Raw genomic sequence first — 17927 nt, forward strand, 5'->3', positions numbered from 1 at the left:
AATTCCTCATTCTTAATTCTTAATTCTTCATTAATATAAACATTATGCTAAAGCGAATTCTATTGTCTATCGTCCTGCTGCTCGTCATCGCCTATCTGGTGGTAGCTATCACGGCTTTCAATCGGAAGCCTGCCGGACAGGTGTGTCGTGACATGGAATTGGTTATCAAGGATACAGTTTATGCTGGCTTCATCACCAAGAAAGAAGTAACGGGTATGCTGGAGAAGAAAGGTATTTATCCCGTTGGCAAACCTATGGATCGCATTCGTAGCAAAACATTGGAGCGGGAACTCGCCAAACATCCGCTGATCGACGAAGTGGAGTGCTATAAGACTCCCAGTGGAATGCTCTGTGTGGAAGTCAGCCAGCGCATCCCTATCCTGCGAGTAATGAGCGCAAACGGTGAAAACTACTATCTGGACAACAAAGGCACCGTAATGCCACCCGACGCAAAGTGCGTTGCTCACCTTGCCATAGTGACCGGAAGAGTAGAAAAGTCGTTTGCCATGAGGGATTTATATAAGTTTGGTGTATTTTTGCAGAATAATAAGTTCTGGGACGCGCAAATCGAACAGATACATGTGCTTCCGGACAAGAATGTGGAATTAGTGCCCCGGGTGGGCGACCATATCATCTATCTCGGTAAGCTGAACGGCTTTGAGCGCAAGCTCGAACGGGTGAAAGCTTTCTACGAAAAAGGATTAAATAAGGTAGGATGGAACAAATATTCACGTATTAACGTTGAATTTAGTAACCAGATTATCTGTACAAAACGAGGAAATTAAATAAATTAGGAATATATCTATGGCAACAACAGAATTTATCGCCGCTATCGAGTTGAGTTCTTCCAAGATTTCCGGTATCGCCGGCAAGAAGAACAGCGACGGAAGCATACAAGTGCTGGCCTACGCGCGTGAAGATGCCTCTTCTTTTATCCACAAAGGAGTCATCTACAACATAGACAAGACCGCACAGGCTCTGACTTCCATCATCAACAAGCTGGAGAGCCAGTTGAACAACTCCATTGCCAAAGTATATGTAGGCATCGGCGGACAGTCATTGCGCACGGTAAAGAATGCGGTAAGCCGTGTGCTGGAAGAGGAAGGGATTATCTCGCAAGAGTTGGTAGATGCAATCAGCGATGAAAACCTCGAAGTTCCCCTGATGGACATGAGTGTGCTGGATGTAGCCCCGCAAGAATATAAGATAGACAACAATCTTCAGGCTGATCCGGTGGGTGTGGCAGGCAAGCGTATCACAGGAAACTTCCTGAATATCGTAGCGCGCGCTTCCCTCAAGAAGAATCTGGAGCACAGTTTCGAACAGGCCAAAGTAGAAATTGCCGACTTGCTCATCGCCCCGATAGCCCTGGCCAATGCCGTGCTGACGGAAAGCGAAATGCGCTCGGGATGTGCCTTGGTAGACTTCGGGGCAGATACGACTACCGTATCAGTATATAAGAATAACATTCTCCGCTTCCTTAGCGTACTACCGCTGGGTGGAAACAATATCACCCGTGACATTACCGCCCTGCAAATGGAAGAGGCCGAAGCCGAGCAGCTGAAGCTGAAATACGGAGATATGCTTTACGAAGAAGAAGAGGCGGAAACACCGGCAGTCTGCACACTGGAGGACGGTCGTAGCATCGAGTTGAACGTACTGAACGACATCATCGACGCCCGTGCCGAAGAAATCCTTGCCAATGTATGGAACCAACTGCAACTTTCCGGATACGAAGACAAATTGCTGTCCGGCATCATCTTCACCGGCGGCGGTGCCAACCTGAAAAACATGGAGGACGCATTCCGCAAACGCAGCAAGGTCGATAAGGTAAAGACCACCCGCTTTGTACACAACACCATCCATGGCTTCAACGATGTACTGAAGAAAGACGGCATGCAGAACACACTGCTCGGCCTGCTTGCTGCCGGCAACGAAAATTGCTGTCTGCAAGAGGTGAAACCTGCTCCGGCCACTTCCAATGTTACTCCACCGAAACCCGCCGATATGTTTGGCGATGACGAAGCCCTGAAAGAACAGGAAGCCGCCGCCCGTGCCGCCAAAGCACAGCGCGAGAAGGAAGAGAAAGAACGTCGCGAACGGGAACGCAAGGAGAAAGAACGTAAAGAAAAAGAAGAGAAAAAGAAAAAGAAGAAAGAAGGTCCCAGCTGGTTTGAAAAGACTTTCAACAAGATTTCCAATGAGATTTTCTCGGATGACGATCTGAAGTAACTCCAATCGTAAATAGTAAATCGTAAAATCGTAAATATATGGATGATATAGTACAATTCGATTTCCCGACAGATTCACCGAAGATCATTAAAGTGATTGGAGTAGGTGGTGGTGGCGGTAATGCCGTGAACCACATGTACCGGGAAGGCATACACGACGTGACGTTCGTTCTATGTAACACGGACAACCAAGCGTTGAAAGAGTCTCCCGTCCCCGTAAAACTACAATTGGGGCGTTCTATTACCGAGGGACTGGGTGCCGGAAACCGTCCCGAACGTGCCCGAGAAGCCGCCGAAGAAAGTAGCGAAGAAATCAAATCGCTGTTGAACGACGGTACCAAAATGGTGTTTATCACCGCTGGAATGGGGGGCGGAACAGGTACGGGAGCTGCTCCCGTCATTGCCCGCATAGCCAAGGAAATGGACATCCTCACCGTCGGTATCGTCACCATACCTTTTATCTTCGAAGGTGAAAAGAAGATTATCCAGGCGCTGGATGGCGTGGAGCGTATCGCCCAGCATGTAGATGCCCTACTGGTTATCAACAACGAGCGCCTGCGCGAAATATATTCCGACCTTACGTTTATGAATGCTTTCGGCAAGGCAGATGATACGTTGTCTATCGCAGCCAAGAGTATTGCAGAGATCATCACCATGCGTGGAACGGTGAACCTGGACTTTGCAGATGTAAAGACCATCCTCAAAGACGGTGGCGTTGCCATCATGAGCACCGGCTTCGGCGAAGGTGAAAGCCGTGTGACGAAAGCCATCGACGATGCCCTGCATTCTCCGTTGCTGAACAACAACGATATCTTCAATGCCAAGAAGGTGATGCTGAACGTATCCTTCTGTGAAAGCTCGGAACTGATGATGGAGGAAATGAACGAGATCCACGAATTCATGAGCAAGTTCCGCGAAGGCGTAGAGGTAATCTGGGGTGTGGCTATGGACAACACACTGGAAGGTAAAGTAAAGATTACCGTACTCGCCACCGGTTTCGGCATGGAAGATGTCCCCGGTATGGACAGTGTGCTCGAAAAGCGCAGCCAGGAAGAGGAAGAACGCCAGCTTCAGCTCGAAGAAGAAAAAGAAAAGAACAAAGAGCGTATACGCAAGGCTTATGGCGAAAGTGCCAGCGGCATCGGCAGCAAGAACATCCGCAAACGCCGACATATCTATATCTTCAACCCCGAGGATCTGGATAATGCCGATATTATCAGCATGGTAGAAAGTTCACCGACATACCTGCGCGATAAGAGCACCCTGAGCACCATTAAAACCAAAGCGGCTACCGAAGGGCAGCTTGCGACGGAAGAGGCACAGGGCGGTGAAGATATGGGAGGAGTGATTACCTTCTAAATCTGCCTTAAGACATCTTTCATCCGCAGATTACGCGGATGGAGGATTAGTACACACTATATGTAATAAACAAAAATAGAGTAAACTTATGGATTTATTTGAAAGAGTCAGCGAAGACATTAAAACCGCGATGAAGGCCAAAGACAAAGTGGCACTCGAAACATTAAGAAACATCAAGAAAGTATTCCTGGAAGCAAAGACCGCTCCGGGCGCCAACGATACTCTGACCGACGACGCTGCATTAAAGATCATGCAGAAGTTGATGAAACAAGGCAAAGATGCCGCTGAAATATACATCCAGCAAGGTCGTCAGGACCTGGCAGATGCTGAACTGGCACAAGTGAAGGTGATTGAAGTTTACTTGCCGAAGCAGATGTCCGCTGAAGAACTGGAAGCTGCCCTGAAGGAAATCATTGCCGAAACAGGTGCTACCAGTGGTAAAGATATGGGGAAAGTAATGGGCGTTGCTTCCAAGAAGCTTGCCGGACTTGCCGAAGGTCGTGCCATCTCCGCCAAAGTAAAAGAATTGCTGGGATAAACTCCCCTTTTATTTCTGTTATAAGCCGTGTTTCCGGAAGATAGAAGAAAGTAATTTAACTTCTATCGCCCGAAAACACGGCTTCTTTTCGCATTTTATTGAGTATCATAATTTTTATTTCAAATACTATCATTATATTTGCCACGCATTTTCAAGGGAATATCCCCGCATAATAATAAAACTAGAATTCTGGCACAGCATATGAAAAGCAATATAAAGATGTGGAAATTAATGGTCCTTGCGGGGGCAATGCTTTTCTTGTCTGACATAGCTTACGCCAAAAGCCGGACACAAGACAGCGTACCGGGGTATAAACCGGATACGGGATACTTCGCCAAACGTTTTATTCACAGACTGGGCGTAGAATACCGCCCGGGATATATATTCCCTACCAGTTCATTCCTGGCAGGGGACAATTCTCAATGGAAACCTTTCGAATGGGGCTATTCCGCCCACCTGAAATATTCATTCCAGTTCAAACCCAATACTTGTGCCGACCGGATTTACGGCAGCGCCTACCAAGGTATAGGCGTAGGCTACTACGACTTCGGAAGCAAAGAAGAACTGGGAAACCCGATTGCCGTTTACGTCTATCAAGGGGCACGCATCGCGCGTATCACCCAACGGTTGTCACTCAATTACGAATGGAACTTCGGTGTGTCTTTCGGCTGGAAACCTTATGACGAACGCTACAACCCGCACAACAGTGTAATCGGCTCGAAAGCCAATGCCTATATCAATGCCGGCGTACAACTGAACTGGATGGTTTCACGGCAGATCGACCTGATTGCCGGAGTAACCGGTACCCACTTCTCTAATGGTAATACCAAATTCCCTAATGCGGGTCTGAACACCATGGGATTAAAAGTAGGCGTCGTCTATAACTTCAACAGACCGGAAGATGCGCTGACCAGCCCCACATACTTCACACCAGTACCGAAATTTCCGCGCCACGTCAGTTATGACCTAACCCTGTTCGGCTCATGGAGGCGGAAAGGCGTGTGGGTAGGTAGCGGACAGATCGCTTCACCGGATGCTTATACGGTACTTGGTTTCAACTTCGCCCCCATGTACAACATCGGATATAAATTCCGTACCGGTGTTTCGCTGGACGGTGTATACGACGCCAGCTCCAATGTTTATACGATCCCCGGAAGCGGAAATGAGTGTTACAAGCCGTCTCTTCACAAGCAGTTAGCCCTGGGTATTTCAGGACGTGCGGAATACGTGATGCCCTACTTCACAGTAGGTGTCGGTATTGGTGCCAACGTTCTGCATGGTGGCGGCGACCACAAAGGTATCTACCAAGTGCTGACGCTCAAAGTGGAACTTACCCGCAGCTCCTACCTGCATGTGGGTTACAATCTGAAGAATTTCAGCGATCCGAACTATCTGATGCTGGGTATCGGCTTCCGTTTCAATAACAAGTATCCGACTTTCCACCGCTGATACAACACATCCGGTCCGGGAGTTCTTCCCCCTATCCCTAATACATCTCTATCACATCCCTATTTAATCTCATGCAAAAGATGGCATCTTTTACATCAAAAGGTGGCATGTTATGCTACAAAAGATGGCATCTTTTACAGCGAAAGATGGCATCTTTTGCGCCAAAGGTCAGTGAGATGTACAGGAAAAGGTTTATTGTTTTACCTCAAAGGACTTATTAATCCATATCAAAGAGCTCCTTCAGCACCTCAAGAGACTTTAATACGGGAAAGTCAGGCAAGTGGAGGCGATAATATTCATTCATTATTGTAAGGCAGCGGGTACGTTCAGCGCGATTCATGGCAAAGAGGTGCATTGTTTCATAATTCATGCGCATCAGCATCGTCAGCCGTGAAGCCTCCGCAGGAAGTATATAAAATGAATGAAGCTGCGGGCGCAAAGGAGTGAAGCAGGCATTCAGCAGATCAAAGTAATCACCATTCTCATAATCCTCCAGATTAGGATACAACCCCAGGAAGCGGGATAAGCGCATCAGGAACACTAGATGGAAATTGGCAAAACTATCGCGGCACTCGTCCAGCCAGATAATAGAATGTTGCAGATAAGCAAACAACGGACGGTTCTCAGCCTCTTCGCGCACCGCACGATACAGGAACTCCGCTAGGAAAAGCGCTATGGAAGATTTGTACGGATCGTAGGGAATAGAAGAAAACGGATAGTAAGACTTCGCCTCCGTTATCTTATACATACTGGCGTTCGAACGGAAATCCGCCTCCAACTCCACCAAGGCGAGTGGCTGAAACAGCACCGATTTCACCGCAGCCTTCCGCGAACGGGGTATCTTTACAATGAACGAAGCACGTCCGGCCGTCTCCGTATAGATGTCCGCAATAAGAGAGGTATCGTTATATTTCAGGGTATGCAGCACAATCCCCAGCGTTTTCTGTAACATTCGCGCTTCAAGTTTTGGTTTCAATCCGGTAACAAAACTACGAAAAAAGCCGGAAATAACGGGAATAAAACAAGGATAAATAAAAAAATGCAGGTAGGGAAGTAAAAAAATGAAAGATATTATTCTCCTGATATTCAGGCTACAAACACAAAACTATAGAATAAATTCTACAAATCTCTCTATTTTTTTCTATAGATTATTTTGCCAATTCAAAAATAGTCCCTACATTTGCAACCGCAAACGAGAGATAATCTCTCTGCAAGAGCAGAAATGCTCACCAAAGGATGGCCCGTTCGTCTATCGGTTAGGACGCAAGATTTTCATTCTTGAAAGGGGGGTTCGATTCCCCCACGGGCTACAATTAAAAAAATAAACGAATTAAAAAAGATTAGTCGAGATGGCAAATCACAAATCATCACTGAAAAGAATCAGACAAGAAGAGACTAGAAGACTTCACAACAGATATTATGGCAAAACCATGAGAAACGCTGTTAGAAAGCTTCGTTCTACAACCGACAAAGCAGAAGCTGCTGCAATGTATCCGGGCGTAACCAAGATATTGGATAAGTTGGCTAAGACCAATGTAATCCATAAGAACAAAGCTAACAACTTGAAGTCAAAGTTGGCTCTCTACATTAATAAGCTAGGATAAGCTAATTAATATTATACAAAAGATATACAAGGAAAGTCGGACTTTTTAGTCCGACTTTTTTCCGCATCTGCACCTATCGCCCCACCCTGTTCCGGACACCTTCCGTAAGAAGCTAAAAAGCTGTAAACGAACGAAATTTATCACTCTGTTTAGTTTCGTATCTCACGAATTTTCACTATATTTGCTCTGTTATTTGAATAAGGAAATTAGATTATGACTGAAGAACAGATTAACTCCAATAACGGGAGCTATTCAGCCGAAAACATCCAGGTTCTGGAAGGTTTGGAAGCTGTTAGAAAGCGTCCCGCGATGTATATTGGTGACATTAGCATGAAAGGACTTCACCACCTGGTTTATGAAGTTGTGGATAACTCTATCGACGAAGCGCTCGCCGGCTATTGCGACCACATTGAAGTAACCATCAACGCAGATAATTCCATCACTGTACAGGATAACGGACGTGGTATTCCGGTTGATTTTCACGAAAAAGAGCAGAAATCAGCCTTGGAAGTTGTCATGACCGTATTGCATGCCGGCGGTAAGTTCGATAAGGGATCTTACAAAGTATCCGGAGGTTTGCACGGTGTAGGTGTATCTTGCGTGAACGCCCTGTCCACACACATGACTACGCAGGTTTTCCGTAACGGAAAAATCTATCAGCAGGAATATGAATGCGGACATCCGCTGTATCCGGTAAAGGAAATCGGAACAAGCGATATTACAGGTACACGTCAGCAATTCTGGCCAGATAACACGATCTTCACGGAAACTGTTTATAACTACGAGATCCTTGCTACCCGTATGCGCGAGTTGGCCTACCTGAATGCAGGCATCAAGATCACTCTGACCGACCTTCGTGTAAAAGATGAAGAAAACAACGCCAAGATGGAAGTTTTCTACTCGGAAGAAGGTTTGAAGGAATTCGTCCGCTACATCGACTCTTCCCGCGAACATCTGGTAAATGATGTAATCTACATCAACACAGAGAAACAGGGCACACCGGTGGAAGTGGCTATCATGTACAATACATCTTATAACGAAAATATCCACTCTTACGTAAACAATATCAATACCATCGAAGGTGGTACGCACCTTGCAGGTTTCCGCCGCGCACTGACCCGTACGCTGAAGAAATATGCCGAAGACAACAAGATGCTGGAAAAAGCCAAAGTAGAAATCGCAGGCGATGACTTTCGTGAAGGTCTGACGGCTGTAATCTCTATCAAGGTGGCCGAACCACAGTTTGAAGGACAAACCAAGACAAAGCTCGGAAACAGCGAAGTTATGGGAGCCGTAGACCAGGCTGTAGGTGAAGCACTGAACTATTATCTGGAAGAGCATCCGAAGGAAGCCAAGATGGTGGTAGACAAAGTGATTCTGGCCGCACAGGCACGTGTTGCCGCACGTAAGGCGCGTGAATCCGTGCAACGTAAATCACCGATGTCCGGTGGTGGTATGCCTGGTAAGCTGGCCGACTGTTCAAGCAAGGATCCTGATGAATGTGAATTGTTCCTCGTCGAGGGTGACTCGGCAGGTGGTTCTGCCAAGCAAGGCCGTGACCGTAGATTCCAGGCCATCCTGCCACTTCGCGGTAAGATTCTGAACGTGGAAAAAGCCATGTGGCATAAGGCGTTCGAGAGTGATGAAGTCAACAATATTATTCAGGCGTTGGGTATACGTTTCGGTGTGGATGGCGAAGATAGCAAGGAAGCAAATATCGATAAGTTGAGATATAAGAAAGTGATTATCATGACCGATGCCGACGTCGATGGTTCTCACATCGACACGCTGATCATGACGCTCTTCTTCCGCTACTTCCCGCAGGTAATCCGCAACGGATACCTGTATATCGCTACTCCGCCCCTCTATCTCTGCAAAAAAGGTAAAGTGGAGGAATATTGCTGGACAGATCAACAACGCCAGAAATTTATCGACACTTATGGTGGCGGTTCGGAAAATGCCGTACATACACAACGCTACAAAGGTTTGGGTGAAATGAACCCGGAACAGTTGTGGAGTACAACCATGAACCCTGAAAACCGTATGTTGAAACAGATAAGCATTGAGAATGCCGCCGAAGTGGATTATGTCTTTTCCATGCTGATGGGTGAAGACGTTGGACCACGCCGCGATTTCATTGAGAAGAATGCAACATATGCAAATATTGATGCGTAAGAAAAACAGTGATTAATGATTTACGATTAGTGATTAGTCACTGAATAACACGTTTTTATTAACCAACCTCACATCTTACAACGAAGAAACGCCGGACGGACAGGAAAATCCTGTTATCCGGCGTTTTTCTTTTCAGCTCACGAAATAGAAAAATCCGCCCCGTGAGATGGTTCCGTACTATCCCTACAATAGATTCTGTTTCTTCATCTCTTCTGCCACCAATTCCAGCTCAGCATACCAATCCTCACCGAACTTACGTATCAACGGTTCTTTCAAAAACCTGTATACCGGCAGATTCTCTTTCCGTCCCAGCAATACAGCGGCTTTACACACATCCCAACGATTATAATTCACTGCCTTATAAACTCCGTAATTTCCTACCCTGATCGGATACAAATGACAGGAAACAGGTTTGTAGAAATCTATCTTTCCGTCCCGATATGCCTTTTCAATAGCGCAATAACAACAACCCTTCTCATCATAACAAGTAAAAACACAATCCTTGTTGTTGACAATAGAAGTCACCAGATCACCCTCACAATCAGTATACACTACACCTTGTTTCTCTATAACAGCACGTGCCTCGGGAGCAAGTTCTTCCCAAATCACAGGCAGTACTTCTTCCAGCTTTTCTATTTCATCCAGTTCTACCGGCGCCCCGGCATCTCCCTCAATGCAACAAGCACCCTTACAGGCATCCAGATTGCATATAAACTTTTCACGCAGCACATCAAAACTGACAACTACGTCACCTATTTGTATCATCTTCAGCCAAAGAATTAGAAAAGATAAAGGCGGAGTACACCCCGCCTTTACTTATATAGTCATTACTGTTTATTTAATCAAGTCTTTTCCTGTCATATCAGCCGGCTGCGCCATACCCAGAATGTGAAGGATAGAAGGAGCAACATCTGCCAAAACACCATTCTCAACCTTAGCGTTCTTGTTCTCGGTTACATAAACAAAAGGAACCGGATTCAGAGAGTGAGCAGTGTTCGGAGTGCCGTCTTCATTCAATGCATGGTCTGCATTACCGTGGTCAGCGATGATGATTACTTCATAATCGTTGGCTTTGGCAGCTTCTACCGTATCTTTCACACATTCGTCGATAGCTTTTACAGCTTTCTCGATAGCGCTATAAATACCGGTATGTCCTACCATATCACCGTTAGCGTAGTTCACAACAATGAAATCGAACTTCTGAGTGTTGATAGCTTCCACCAATTTATCCTTTACTTCGTAAGCACTCATCTCCGGCTTCAAATCGTAAGTAGCTACTTTCGGAGACGGAACCAGGATGCGCTCTTCAGCGTCATACGGAGTTTCACGACCACCGTTGAAGAAGAAAGTTACGTGAGCATACTTTTCCGTTTCAGCAATGTGCAATTGAGTCTTGCCTTGAGCAGCCAGATATTCTCCCAATGTATTCTGAACATTTTCCTTATCGAAAAGAATATGTACGCCTTTGAAAGATGCATCATACGGAGTCATGCAGTAGTATTGCAGGCCCGGAATGATGTGCATACCCTGTTCCGGCATATCTTGTTGAGTCAGCACTACGGTCAACTCTTTCGCACGGTCGTTACGATAGTTGAAGAAGATAACTACATCACCTTCCTTAATGGTTCCGTCGAAGTTACCATTTACAATCGGCTTGATAAATTCGTCCGTCACACCTTCGTCATAAGATTCCTGCATAGCCTGAACCATATCGGTAACTACTTTACCTTCGCCGTTTACCAGCAAGTCATAAGCCACTTTCACACGTTCCCAACGTTTGTCACGGTCCATTGCATAGAAACGACCTACGATAGAAGCAATCTTACCTGCTGACTTTTCGCAATGTGCAGTCAGTTCTTCAATAAAGCCCTTACCGCTCTTCGGATCGGTATCGCGTCCATCCATGAAGCAGTGAACAAAAGTATTATCCACACCATATTCTTTGGCAATATCGCAAAGTTTGAATAAGTGGTCGAATGAGCTATGTACGCCACCGTTGGAAGTCAATCCCATGAAGTGAACATTCTTACCGTTTTCTTTGGCATAAGTGAAGGCGGAAACGATTCCCGGGTTCTTTAGAATGCTATTGTCGGCACATGCACGGTTAATCTTTACCAGATCCTGATATACGATACGTCCGGCACCAATATTAAGGTGTCCTACTTCCGAGTTACCCATCTGACCATCAGGCAAACCTACGTTTTCACCGCTTGCCTGAAGCTGTGAGTGAGGATATGTTGTCAGCAGACTGTCCCAGTACGGAGTAGGTGTATTGAAAATCACATCGTCTTTCCCCTGATCGCCGATACCCCAGCCATCAAGAATCATTAAAAGGGCTTTCTTACTCATAATATTAATTGATTTTAAATGTACAATCTTTAACCTTAGCAAAAACGTTCTTTATAGAGAGAACGATTTTTCCGGCTGCAAAGGTACAAAAAAGCACGGTTAAAGCGTACTGTTTCAAATGATTTATGTACTTTTGTCGCGCTTTAAAAAACAAAAAACAAGAAATATGGACGATTCAAACCCACGAACGTGCAATAGTATTTATAATTAAAGCGAACAGAGACGTTGCCCGCAATGCCTCAGTTCGTTCCTAAAGAAAGGAGGCCATTACGATGAGAACGTACCTTTATTCTGAAGCCGGCTTTATAGAAAAGTCGCAATGGATGCCCAATAGCTGGGTAAACGTTGAATGCCCCGATGACAATGATTTTGATTTCCTCACCCAAGAGTTGAAAGTTCCGGAATCTTTTTTGGAAGATATCGCCGATGCGGATGAACGCCCGCGTACGGAAACGGAAGGCAACTGGTTGCTCACCATCCTGCGTATCCCGATGCAGAGCAGTCAGCATGGCATTCCCTTTATCACCGTGCCAATAGGCATCATTACTAATAATGAAATTATCGTATCGGTATGTTACCACAAGACTGAACTCATCTCAGATTTTATCCAACATACACGTCGCAAAGGTATCGTAGTAAACAATAAGCTGGACTTGATCCTGCGGATGATTTATTCTTCTGCCGTCTGGTTTTTGAAGTATCTGAAACAGATAAACAATGATGTAGCCAATGCGGAAAAAGAGTTGGAGAAAAGTATCCGCAATGAAGACTTGCTCCGTCTGATGAAGTTGCAAAAAACCCTTGTCTACTTCAACACTTCCATCCGCGGAAATGAAGTGATGATCGGGCGATTGAAGAATATCTTCCAGGATACCGACTATCTGGATATGGAGCTGTTGGAGGATGTAGTCATTGAACTAAAACAGGCATACAATACCGTAAACATTTACAGCGACATCCTGACAGGAACGATGGATGCTTTTGCCTCCATTATTTCCAACAACGTCAATGCTATCATGAAACGCATGACGAGCCTTTCCATCACGCTCATGATACCGACACTGATAGCCAGTTTCTACGGCATGAACGTGGATATTCACTTGGAAGGTTTCCCGTATGCTTTCATATTGATTATCCTGATTTCCGTTATTCTATCGGCAGGAACATTCATTTGGTTCAGGAAGATTAAGTGGTTCTAAAATACCATTACCGCATTTGTTTTTGCATCGAAGATGGTATAGTCGCAGTTTCGTGACTATCATCATCTTCTTTTATTTCTTCTTCCACCTTTTCCACTTTATCCACCTTGTCCGCTCCGGCAGCAGTAGGTTGGGTTTTCCAGGTAAGGCGCGTTGTCATAACAGAAGGTTTAGTACTGGAAGGTTTCATAAAGCTGTCCATCCAGGAGTCGTCAGCATCGTCAACATTCTTTGAATTCGTAGCCGCTGAAGATTGAAGTACAGAAGATTGGGATGCGGAAAACATCTGTACCGGCTGATTCGGAGCGTTCAGCAGGAAAGCATACATATTCTTCGTATCCTTCAAAGCACTCGAAGTTTTGAAGAAAGTAACTAGATTCATGATCACCAGAAAGATAGCCGCAATGGGAGCAAGAACGATGATAAGCGCCAACCGGATCAGCAAAGCTATAAACGGGTAAAAAAGAGTGTCAATAATGTCATTACTGACTACCCGCACTCTTTCAGAAGACTTCGTAGACTTAAAAGCAGATGGAATGCCGCCAATACCTGCATATATCCACGCGTTCATAGCATCACCGGTAAATTGCCAGATAGCGAACCCCAATATCATGAAAGCCAATACAAAGATGAACTTTATCAGCACCCATACTTTCCGCCTACTTAATGTAGACATTTCATCTTCCGCGGCTTTCAAATTACAGTCGTAGCACAAAGGTTTGCCGTCATAAGAGTAAACAGAACTATCCAGACAGTTCTGACATAACCCTGCTCCACAAGATGCGCACGTGGCAACAGCATAGTCATTCAAATGTTTGTAGCAATTCATAGCAGTGTCTTTCTTTGTGTACAAAGATATACAAAGAAAGACACTTAGCCTAATGCAACGTCAGTTTTGTTTTTCCGCTTCGTATATTTCCTTTACTTCGCTTCCGTCCAAATATACTAATTGAAATCAGATATAGTCATTCTTCAGTATGAGAATAATATTTTCCCCTTTATGACCAGATTTCGCAAATAATACGTATGTTTGCGCCAAAATAGGTCAATGAACATGAAAACGCACAGGAATCTAATGCTTGTATGCCTGCTCCTCATGGCATCAATCTCTTATGCGCAGTCCGAAACCATCGTTGTAGGAAAGAAAGCGGACGGAACGGACTTAAAAGCACAGTGCTACACTTTTCCGCAGCGGGTGGAAACCTTCTCCATGAGTGATAAAGGCGATTACCTCTGCGTCAGTTTCAGGGAAACCACTAAAAGCGGCAAGTATCTGAAGAATAAAGGAGAAATAGGTTTCTATGACACAAAGAGCAGTCAGCTCCTATGGAAACAGCCGATTGACTTCAGCAAATCACGGATAACTTGTCTTTCGGAAGGGGTCTTGATAACTGAAATCGGCAGCAAGATATCATTGCTCAGTAGAGAAACGGGAGCAAAGAGATGGGAAGCCAATTTATTTCCGATATATGTGGACGATTCATTGGGATTGGTCTTAGGTTATAACTCCCCTACCTCCAACAAACTCCGCGCTGTCAACTTGAAATTCGGTAACGATTTGTGGGAAAACAAAATACCTCATCAATACGGTTGGAACGAAGTTCTTGATCTGGAACAAAATAAACGCCTGATTGTAGCGGATGCATTGCATAAGCTGGATTTCATGACCGGAGAGTTACTGACCTATCCGGGCAAACCGGGAGCTCATGATACAAAAGCGGCATTGTTGCAAGGATTAGCCGCCGTAGCAGTCGGAGTAGCCGGTGGCGTAGCAACCGGCGGCGCCTATTATTACAGCTATGTTCCCATTGCCAATAATACAATCACGGGGTTGACTTCCAATATACTGTCTCAGGATTCACTTTATTACTGGGCAGACCGTCAACACATCTCCTGTATGGACACGGCTTTCAACGTAGTGTGGCAAACGGAGTTTCCTGATGTGAAAGCTTCCCGCTCTCAACTTTTCGTGCAAGATGGTAAGTTATTCATGCTGAATTACGGCTACGGATTACGCGAAGGAGCAAATCGCAAGAAATATGGGCGCCCATTTATAGCCTGTTATAACTTGCTAAACGGAGAAGAAATCTTCTTCAACCAACTAAGTGTAAAGAAAGATATGATTGAAGATGCCCTGCGGACTGATGACGCACTCTACATGCTGTTTGATGACGGAATGGCTTATCAGGAGCTGACGGATTCCATCGTAAATATTGTACCTTGGGATACCAAGCAATACGGTAAGCTGGAAGCGATGTTGCCCGGTACACTCTATGCAGCCAACAAAGATACAACAGCTTTCCAGTCGCTCGCCTACAATGGGGAACATTGCCTGGTATATAATGATCAGGGAGTCATCTATGAAGTAGACAAAGACTTGAATATCAGTAAGACCTACGAACGGGAACGGATTTACAGTCCCAGTATTCAACTAAAAGATTATTTATGTATCGGCAATCGTGGAGACTATTGGTTCATTCATGAAATGGGAATGCCTGTAGCCCATCTTCAAACTGATTTCAAGAAGGGACGGGTGATTGATAATAAGCTGCTGCTACTTAACAATGAAAACCAATTCCTGTTTATCGATCTGGATGAAGCGATTGAATAATCACTTGAAATCAAGTGCTAACTGCCCGTCACCCAACAGATTGAATGTCATGCGGTGATAAGGCGTAGTTCCACGTTCGGCGATGGCTGCACGATGCTTCTTTGTGGGGTAACCTTTGTTATGGTCCCAATCATAATATGGAAATTCTTCGTGAAGACGGTTCATATAATCATCACGATAGGTTTTGGCAAGCACAGAAGCCGCCGCAATGGAAAGGTATTTGCCGTCGCCTTTAATCACCGTGGTGTGCGGAAGATCCTGATATTTTTTGAAGCGGTTGCCATCTATAAGCAGATGCTGCGGACGCATCTTTAATTGATCTACGGCACGATGCATGGCAAGGAAAGAAGCGTTCAGGATGTTAATCTTATCAATCTCTTCGGGAGATACAATGCCAACCGCCCATGCCAGTGCTTCTTTCTCAATCACTTCACGCAAAGCATAGCGCTGATGTTCCGTCAACTGTTTGGAATCATTCAGTAGTTCGTTCTTGAAATCTTTGGGAAAAATCACGGCAGCAGCATATACAGCTCCTGCCAGACAACCACGTCCGGCCTCATCGCAACCGGCTTCAATCAGATCTTTATTCAAATAAGGCAATAGCATACAGCATTAATTTAGAGGCACAAAGATAAATCTTTTTGAGAGCAAACCTGACTTTTAAAGGAAAATAATTACATTTGCAGAAACAACAAATATACTATGAAGCAAGTACTGTATCTAATATTTGCAGTTTCTCTATTAACCACGATCCCCTTACAGGCTCAAGACAGCAAACAAGCCCAGACCTTATTAGAACAAGCTCAAAATGCCTTGTTCAGCAATCCCAAGCAGGCCTCATACTATGCAGCTCAGGCAGCTGCCTTATTTCCCGAAGACGAGCCCAATGAAACCCGTGCACAAGCTATGATACTCTATTGCCAAGCAGAGCAACTGCTGGGTAACTTCGATTTGAGTATCAAGAATTTGTATGATACACAGAGATATATCAACCCTGCAAACAAACGGCAAACAGCTCAGCTTTATTCACTCATGGGACGTGTATATAGTAAATTGGGCGATTATAACAAAGGGATAGAACTGAATGATAAGGCAACCTCTATTTTCAAGTCTTTAGGAGATTCAGCTTCAGTGGCCGGATGTTATAATGAGCGTGGAGTCATGCATTATCTGCTTGATGAATTTCTGGTAGCAGAAAGATTTCTTCAACGGGCATTGACTATCAACCGTGCCCAAAGGAACTTAAAAGAGATTGCTACCAATCTGAATAATTTATGTCTATATCAAGGAGATACGGACAAGAAACTATCTTTTATTCAGGAAGCCATAGCCATCAATAAAAATCTGGATGCACAATGGTCATTGGGAGAGAACTACAACAATATGGGCAAGCAATATTACTTCGGCGAGCAATACTCCAAAGCTTTGGAAGCTCTGCAGAAAGCCTATGAATACGCCCATAATATCGGTGCCAAGGAATTGATTTGTGATTATTATGAATATTCATCCTGGGTATATGCCGCCATAGGTGATTATGACCAGGCCTATAAACGGCTCAGTCAAATGTATGCTTTAAGCAAGGAGCTACAAAGTAGCAACAAGTTGCGCAACATTGAACAGGAAATCTCTTATAAAAGATATCAGGATCAGAAATATGCTACCGAAATGCAGGAACAAACTTATAAGATAGAACTACTAAAGCGCAACCTATGGCTTTTGGGCAGTATACTTGTTCTTGGTTTAGCCTTCAGTATATTCTTATATAAATGGTATAAACGCAGAAAAGGCCTTCAACTAATAGAAGCCCGATATCAACTGGAACTGTCACAACGGGAAATATCCGAATTGAAACTGCACCAACAGGAATTGGAACTGCAAAATGTACAAAACGCCTTAGACAACAGTCAACAAGAAGTAACCAGTTTTGCCGTATTTCTTAGAAGCCGTAACGAGTTGCTGGACAAAATACGTGAGATGATTAAGGAAGGGTATAGAATGGACAACCAAGCACTGGTTCCCCATTTAAAGAAGGTAAATGCTTTTATCAGCCAATACCAAAGCGGAGATAAGACCAATAATACATTGCTGCTGAGTGTTGAAGAGAAAAATAAAGAGTTTATCGAAAAACTCGTAAAGCAACACCCCAACCTCACACAAGGCGAAAAATATCTCGCGACCTTATTACGGGTGAATCTCTCTACAAAAGAAATCTCAATGATTACTGGAAGCACTCCCAAAACCATCAACATGAACCGTTACCGGTTGCGCAAATCACTCAACTTATCCACAGAAGAAGACTTAACTACATATTTGCAAAGTATTTAACCCCATCCTTACACACAATAGCATTTTGTAGATATAACTCTAGAACTATATCACTATAAATCAAACAATTAAAGTTTCCGTTGTAGT

Annotated in this window: 15 protein-coding genes and 1 tRNA gene; 11 read left to right on the plus strand and 5 right to left on the minus strand. The window is 44.6% G+C overall.

What is annotated here, in order from left to right:
* Window positions 1-44: 44 nt before the first annotated feature.
* From VYM24_RS03455 to VYM24_RS03475, 5 genes are all read left to right on the plus strand, one after another.
* A complete protein-coding gene (locus VYM24_RS03455; protein ID WP_291550961.1) occupies window positions 45-785 on the plus strand; it encodes a cell division protein FtsQ/DivIB in 741 nt (246 codons plus the stop codon).
* A 19-nt stretch (window positions 786-804) separates the two neighbouring features.
* Window positions 805-2232: a cell division protein FtsA gene (gene ftsA / locus VYM24_RS03460; protein WP_291550960.1), complete on the plus strand. Its 1428-nt coding sequence runs from the start codon at window positions 805-807 to the stop codon at window positions 2230-2232.
* Between the two features lie 38 nt (window positions 2233-2270).
* Complete coding sequence (gene ftsZ / locus VYM24_RS03465) at window positions 2271-3590, plus strand: cell division protein FtsZ (RefSeq protein WP_007210870.1); 1320 nt, start codon at window positions 2271-2273, stop codon at window positions 3588-3590.
* An 88-nt stretch (window positions 3591-3678) separates the two neighbouring features.
* Window positions 3679-4128 carry a GatB/YqeY domain-containing protein gene (locus VYM24_RS03470; RefSeq protein WP_007210871.1) on the plus strand — a complete coding sequence of 150 codons (450 nt, stop codon included), beginning with the start codon at window positions 3679-3681 and terminating at the stop codon, window positions 4126-4128.
* A gap of 201 nt (window positions 4129-4329) precedes the next feature.
* Window positions 4330-5577: an acyloxyacyl hydrolase gene (locus tag VYM24_RS03475; RefSeq protein ID WP_291550959.1), complete on the plus strand. Its 1248-nt coding sequence runs from the start codon at window positions 4330-4332 to the stop codon at window positions 5575-5577.
* Window positions 5578-5794: 217 nt separating this feature from the next.
* On the opposite strand, the gene recO is transcribed toward VYM24_RS03475, so the two are convergent.
* Window positions 5795-6529, minus strand: coding sequence for a DNA repair protein RecO (recO, locus tag VYM24_RS03480; protein WP_007210873.1), 735 nt, complete (start codon window positions 6527-6529; stop codon window positions 5795-5797).
* A 286-nt stretch (window positions 6530-6815) separates the two neighbouring features.
* Here recO and VYM24_RS03485 point away from each other — a divergent pair.
* From VYM24_RS03485 to gyrB, 3 genes are all read left to right on the plus strand, one after another.
* Window positions 6816-6887: transfer RNA gene (locus tag VYM24_RS03485), tRNA-Glu, on the plus strand.
* 39 nt (window positions 6888-6926) lie between these two features.
* The gene (rpsT, locus tag VYM24_RS03490; RefSeq protein ID WP_007210874.1) at window positions 6927-7181 is read left to right on the plus strand and encodes a 30S ribosomal protein S20; all 255 of its coding nucleotides are present in this window, start codon (window positions 6927-6929) and stop codon (window positions 7179-7181) included.
* A gap of 213 nt (window positions 7182-7394) precedes the next feature.
* Entirely contained in the window at window positions 7395-9356 is a 1962-nt protein-coding gene (gene gyrB, locus VYM24_RS03495; RefSeq protein ID WP_330941460.1) for a DNA topoisomerase (ATP-hydrolyzing) subunit B, read from the plus strand.
* A 183-nt stretch (window positions 9357-9539) separates the two neighbouring features.
* On the opposite strand, the gene VYM24_RS03500 is transcribed toward gyrB, so the two are convergent.
* Together VYM24_RS03500 and gpmI are read right to left on the minus strand one after the other, a co-directional pair.
* On the minus strand, window positions 9540-10121 hold the full coding sequence (locus VYM24_RS03500) for a DUF3109 family protein (protein WP_291550956.1): 582 nt from the start codon (window positions 10119-10121) through the stop codon (window positions 9540-9542).
* A gap of 69 nt (window positions 10122-10190) precedes the next feature.
* Window positions 10191-11705 carry a 2,3-bisphosphoglycerate-independent phosphoglycerate mutase gene (gene gpmI / locus VYM24_RS03505; RefSeq protein WP_291550955.1) on the minus strand — a complete coding sequence of 505 codons (1515 nt, stop codon included), beginning with the start codon at window positions 11703-11705 and terminating at the stop codon, window positions 10191-10193.
* A gap of 272 nt (window positions 11706-11977) precedes the next feature.
* Here gpmI and VYM24_RS03510 point away from each other — a divergent pair, with 272 nt between their 5' ends.
* Window positions 11978-12904 carry a magnesium transporter CorA family protein gene (locus VYM24_RS03510; protein ID WP_291550954.1) on the plus strand — a complete coding sequence of 309 codons (927 nt, stop codon included), beginning with the start codon at window positions 11978-11980 and terminating at the stop codon, window positions 12902-12904.
* Window positions 12905-12911: 7 nt separating this feature from the next.
* Here VYM24_RS03510 and VYM24_RS03515 read toward each other — a convergent pair whose 3' ends face one another.
* Complete coding sequence (locus VYM24_RS03515; protein WP_330941461.1) at window positions 12912-13733, minus strand: hypothetical protein; 822 nt, start codon at window positions 13731-13733, stop codon at window positions 12912-12914.
* A 225-nt stretch (window positions 13734-13958) separates the two neighbouring features.
* Between VYM24_RS03515 and VYM24_RS03520 the strand changes: the two genes are divergently transcribed.
* Window positions 13959-15515: a hypothetical protein gene (locus VYM24_RS03520; protein WP_330941462.1), complete on the plus strand. Its 1557-nt coding sequence runs from the start codon at window positions 13959-13961 to the stop codon at window positions 15513-15515.
* Here VYM24_RS03520 and VYM24_RS03525 read toward each other — a convergent pair whose 3' ends face one another.
* A complete protein-coding gene (locus VYM24_RS03525) occupies window positions 15516-16121 on the minus strand; it encodes a ribonuclease HII (protein WP_330941463.1) in 606 nt (201 codons plus the stop codon). It lies immediately after the preceding gene.
* A gap of 96 nt (window positions 16122-16217) precedes the next feature.
* On the opposite strand from VYM24_RS03525, the gene VYM24_RS03530 reads away from it, so the two are divergent.
* The gene (locus VYM24_RS03530) at window positions 16218-17840 is read left to right on the plus strand and encodes a tetratricopeptide repeat protein (RefSeq protein ID WP_330941464.1); all 1623 of its coding nucleotides are present in this window, start codon (window positions 16218-16220) and stop codon (window positions 17838-17840) included.
* Window positions 17841-17927: the final 87 nt, after the last annotated feature.

It is taken from the genome of Bacteroides sp. MSB163 (assembly GCF_036416795.1).
GTDB classification, from domain to species: Bacteria; Bacteroidota; Bacteroidia; order Bacteroidales; family Bacteroidaceae; genus Bacteroides; species Bacteroides maternus.

Excerpts from the sequence above, each read along its gene's own strand:
- VYM24_RS03530 (WP_330941464.1), top strand. The coding sequence starts at position 16,218 with ATGAAGCAAGTACTGTATCTAATATTTGCAGTTTCTCTATTAACCACG.
- gpmI (WP_291550955.1), bottom strand. The coding sequence starts at position 11,705 with ATGAGTAAGAAAGCCCTTTTAATGATTCTTGATGGCTGGGGTATCGGC.
- VYM24_RS03455 (WP_291550961.1), top strand. The coding sequence starts at position 45 with ATGCTAAAGCGAATTCTATTGTCTATCGTCCTGCTGCTCGTCATCGCC.
- ftsA (WP_291550960.1), top strand. The coding sequence starts at position 805 with ATGGCAACAACAGAATTTATCGCCGCTATCGAGTTGAGTTCTTCCAAG.
- rpsT (WP_007210874.1), top strand. The coding sequence starts at position 6,927 with ATGGCAAATCACAAATCATCACTGAAAAGAATCAGACAAGAAGAGACT.
- VYM24_RS03475 (WP_291550959.1), top strand. The coding sequence starts at position 4,330 with ATGAAAAGCAATATAAAGATGTGGAAATTAATGGTCCTTGCGGGGGCA.
- VYM24_RS03525 (WP_330941463.1), bottom strand. The coding sequence starts at position 16,121 with ATGCTATTGCCTTATTTGAATAAAGATCTGATTGAAGCCGGTTGCGAT.
- VYM24_RS03520 (WP_330941462.1), top strand. The coding sequence starts at position 13,959 with ATGAAAACGCACAGGAATCTAATGCTTGTATGCCTGCTCCTCATGGCA.
- VYM24_RS03470 (WP_007210871.1), top strand. The coding sequence starts at position 3,679 with ATGGATTTATTTGAAAGAGTCAGCGAAGACATTAAAACCGCGATGAAG.
- VYM24_RS03515 (WP_330941461.1), bottom strand. The coding sequence starts at position 13,733 with ATGAATTGCTACAAACATTTGAATGACTATGCTGTTGCCACGTGCGCA.
- VYM24_RS03500 (WP_291550956.1), bottom strand. The coding sequence starts at position 10,121 with ATGATACAAATAGGTGACGTAGTTGTCAGTTTTGATGTGCTGCGTGAA.
- VYM24_RS03510 (WP_291550954.1), top strand. The coding sequence starts at position 11,978 with ATGAGAACGTACCTTTATTCTGAAGCCGGCTTTATAGAAAAGTCGCAA.
- ftsZ (WP_007210870.1), top strand. The coding sequence starts at position 2,271 with ATGGATGATATAGTACAATTCGATTTCCCGACAGATTCACCGAAGATC.
- gyrB (WP_330941460.1), top strand. The coding sequence starts at position 7,395 with ATGACTGAAGAACAGATTAACTCCAATAACGGGAGCTATTCAGCCGAA.
- recO (WP_007210873.1), bottom strand. The coding sequence starts at position 6,529 with ATGTTACAGAAAACGCTGGGGATTGTGCTGCATACCCTGAAATATAAC.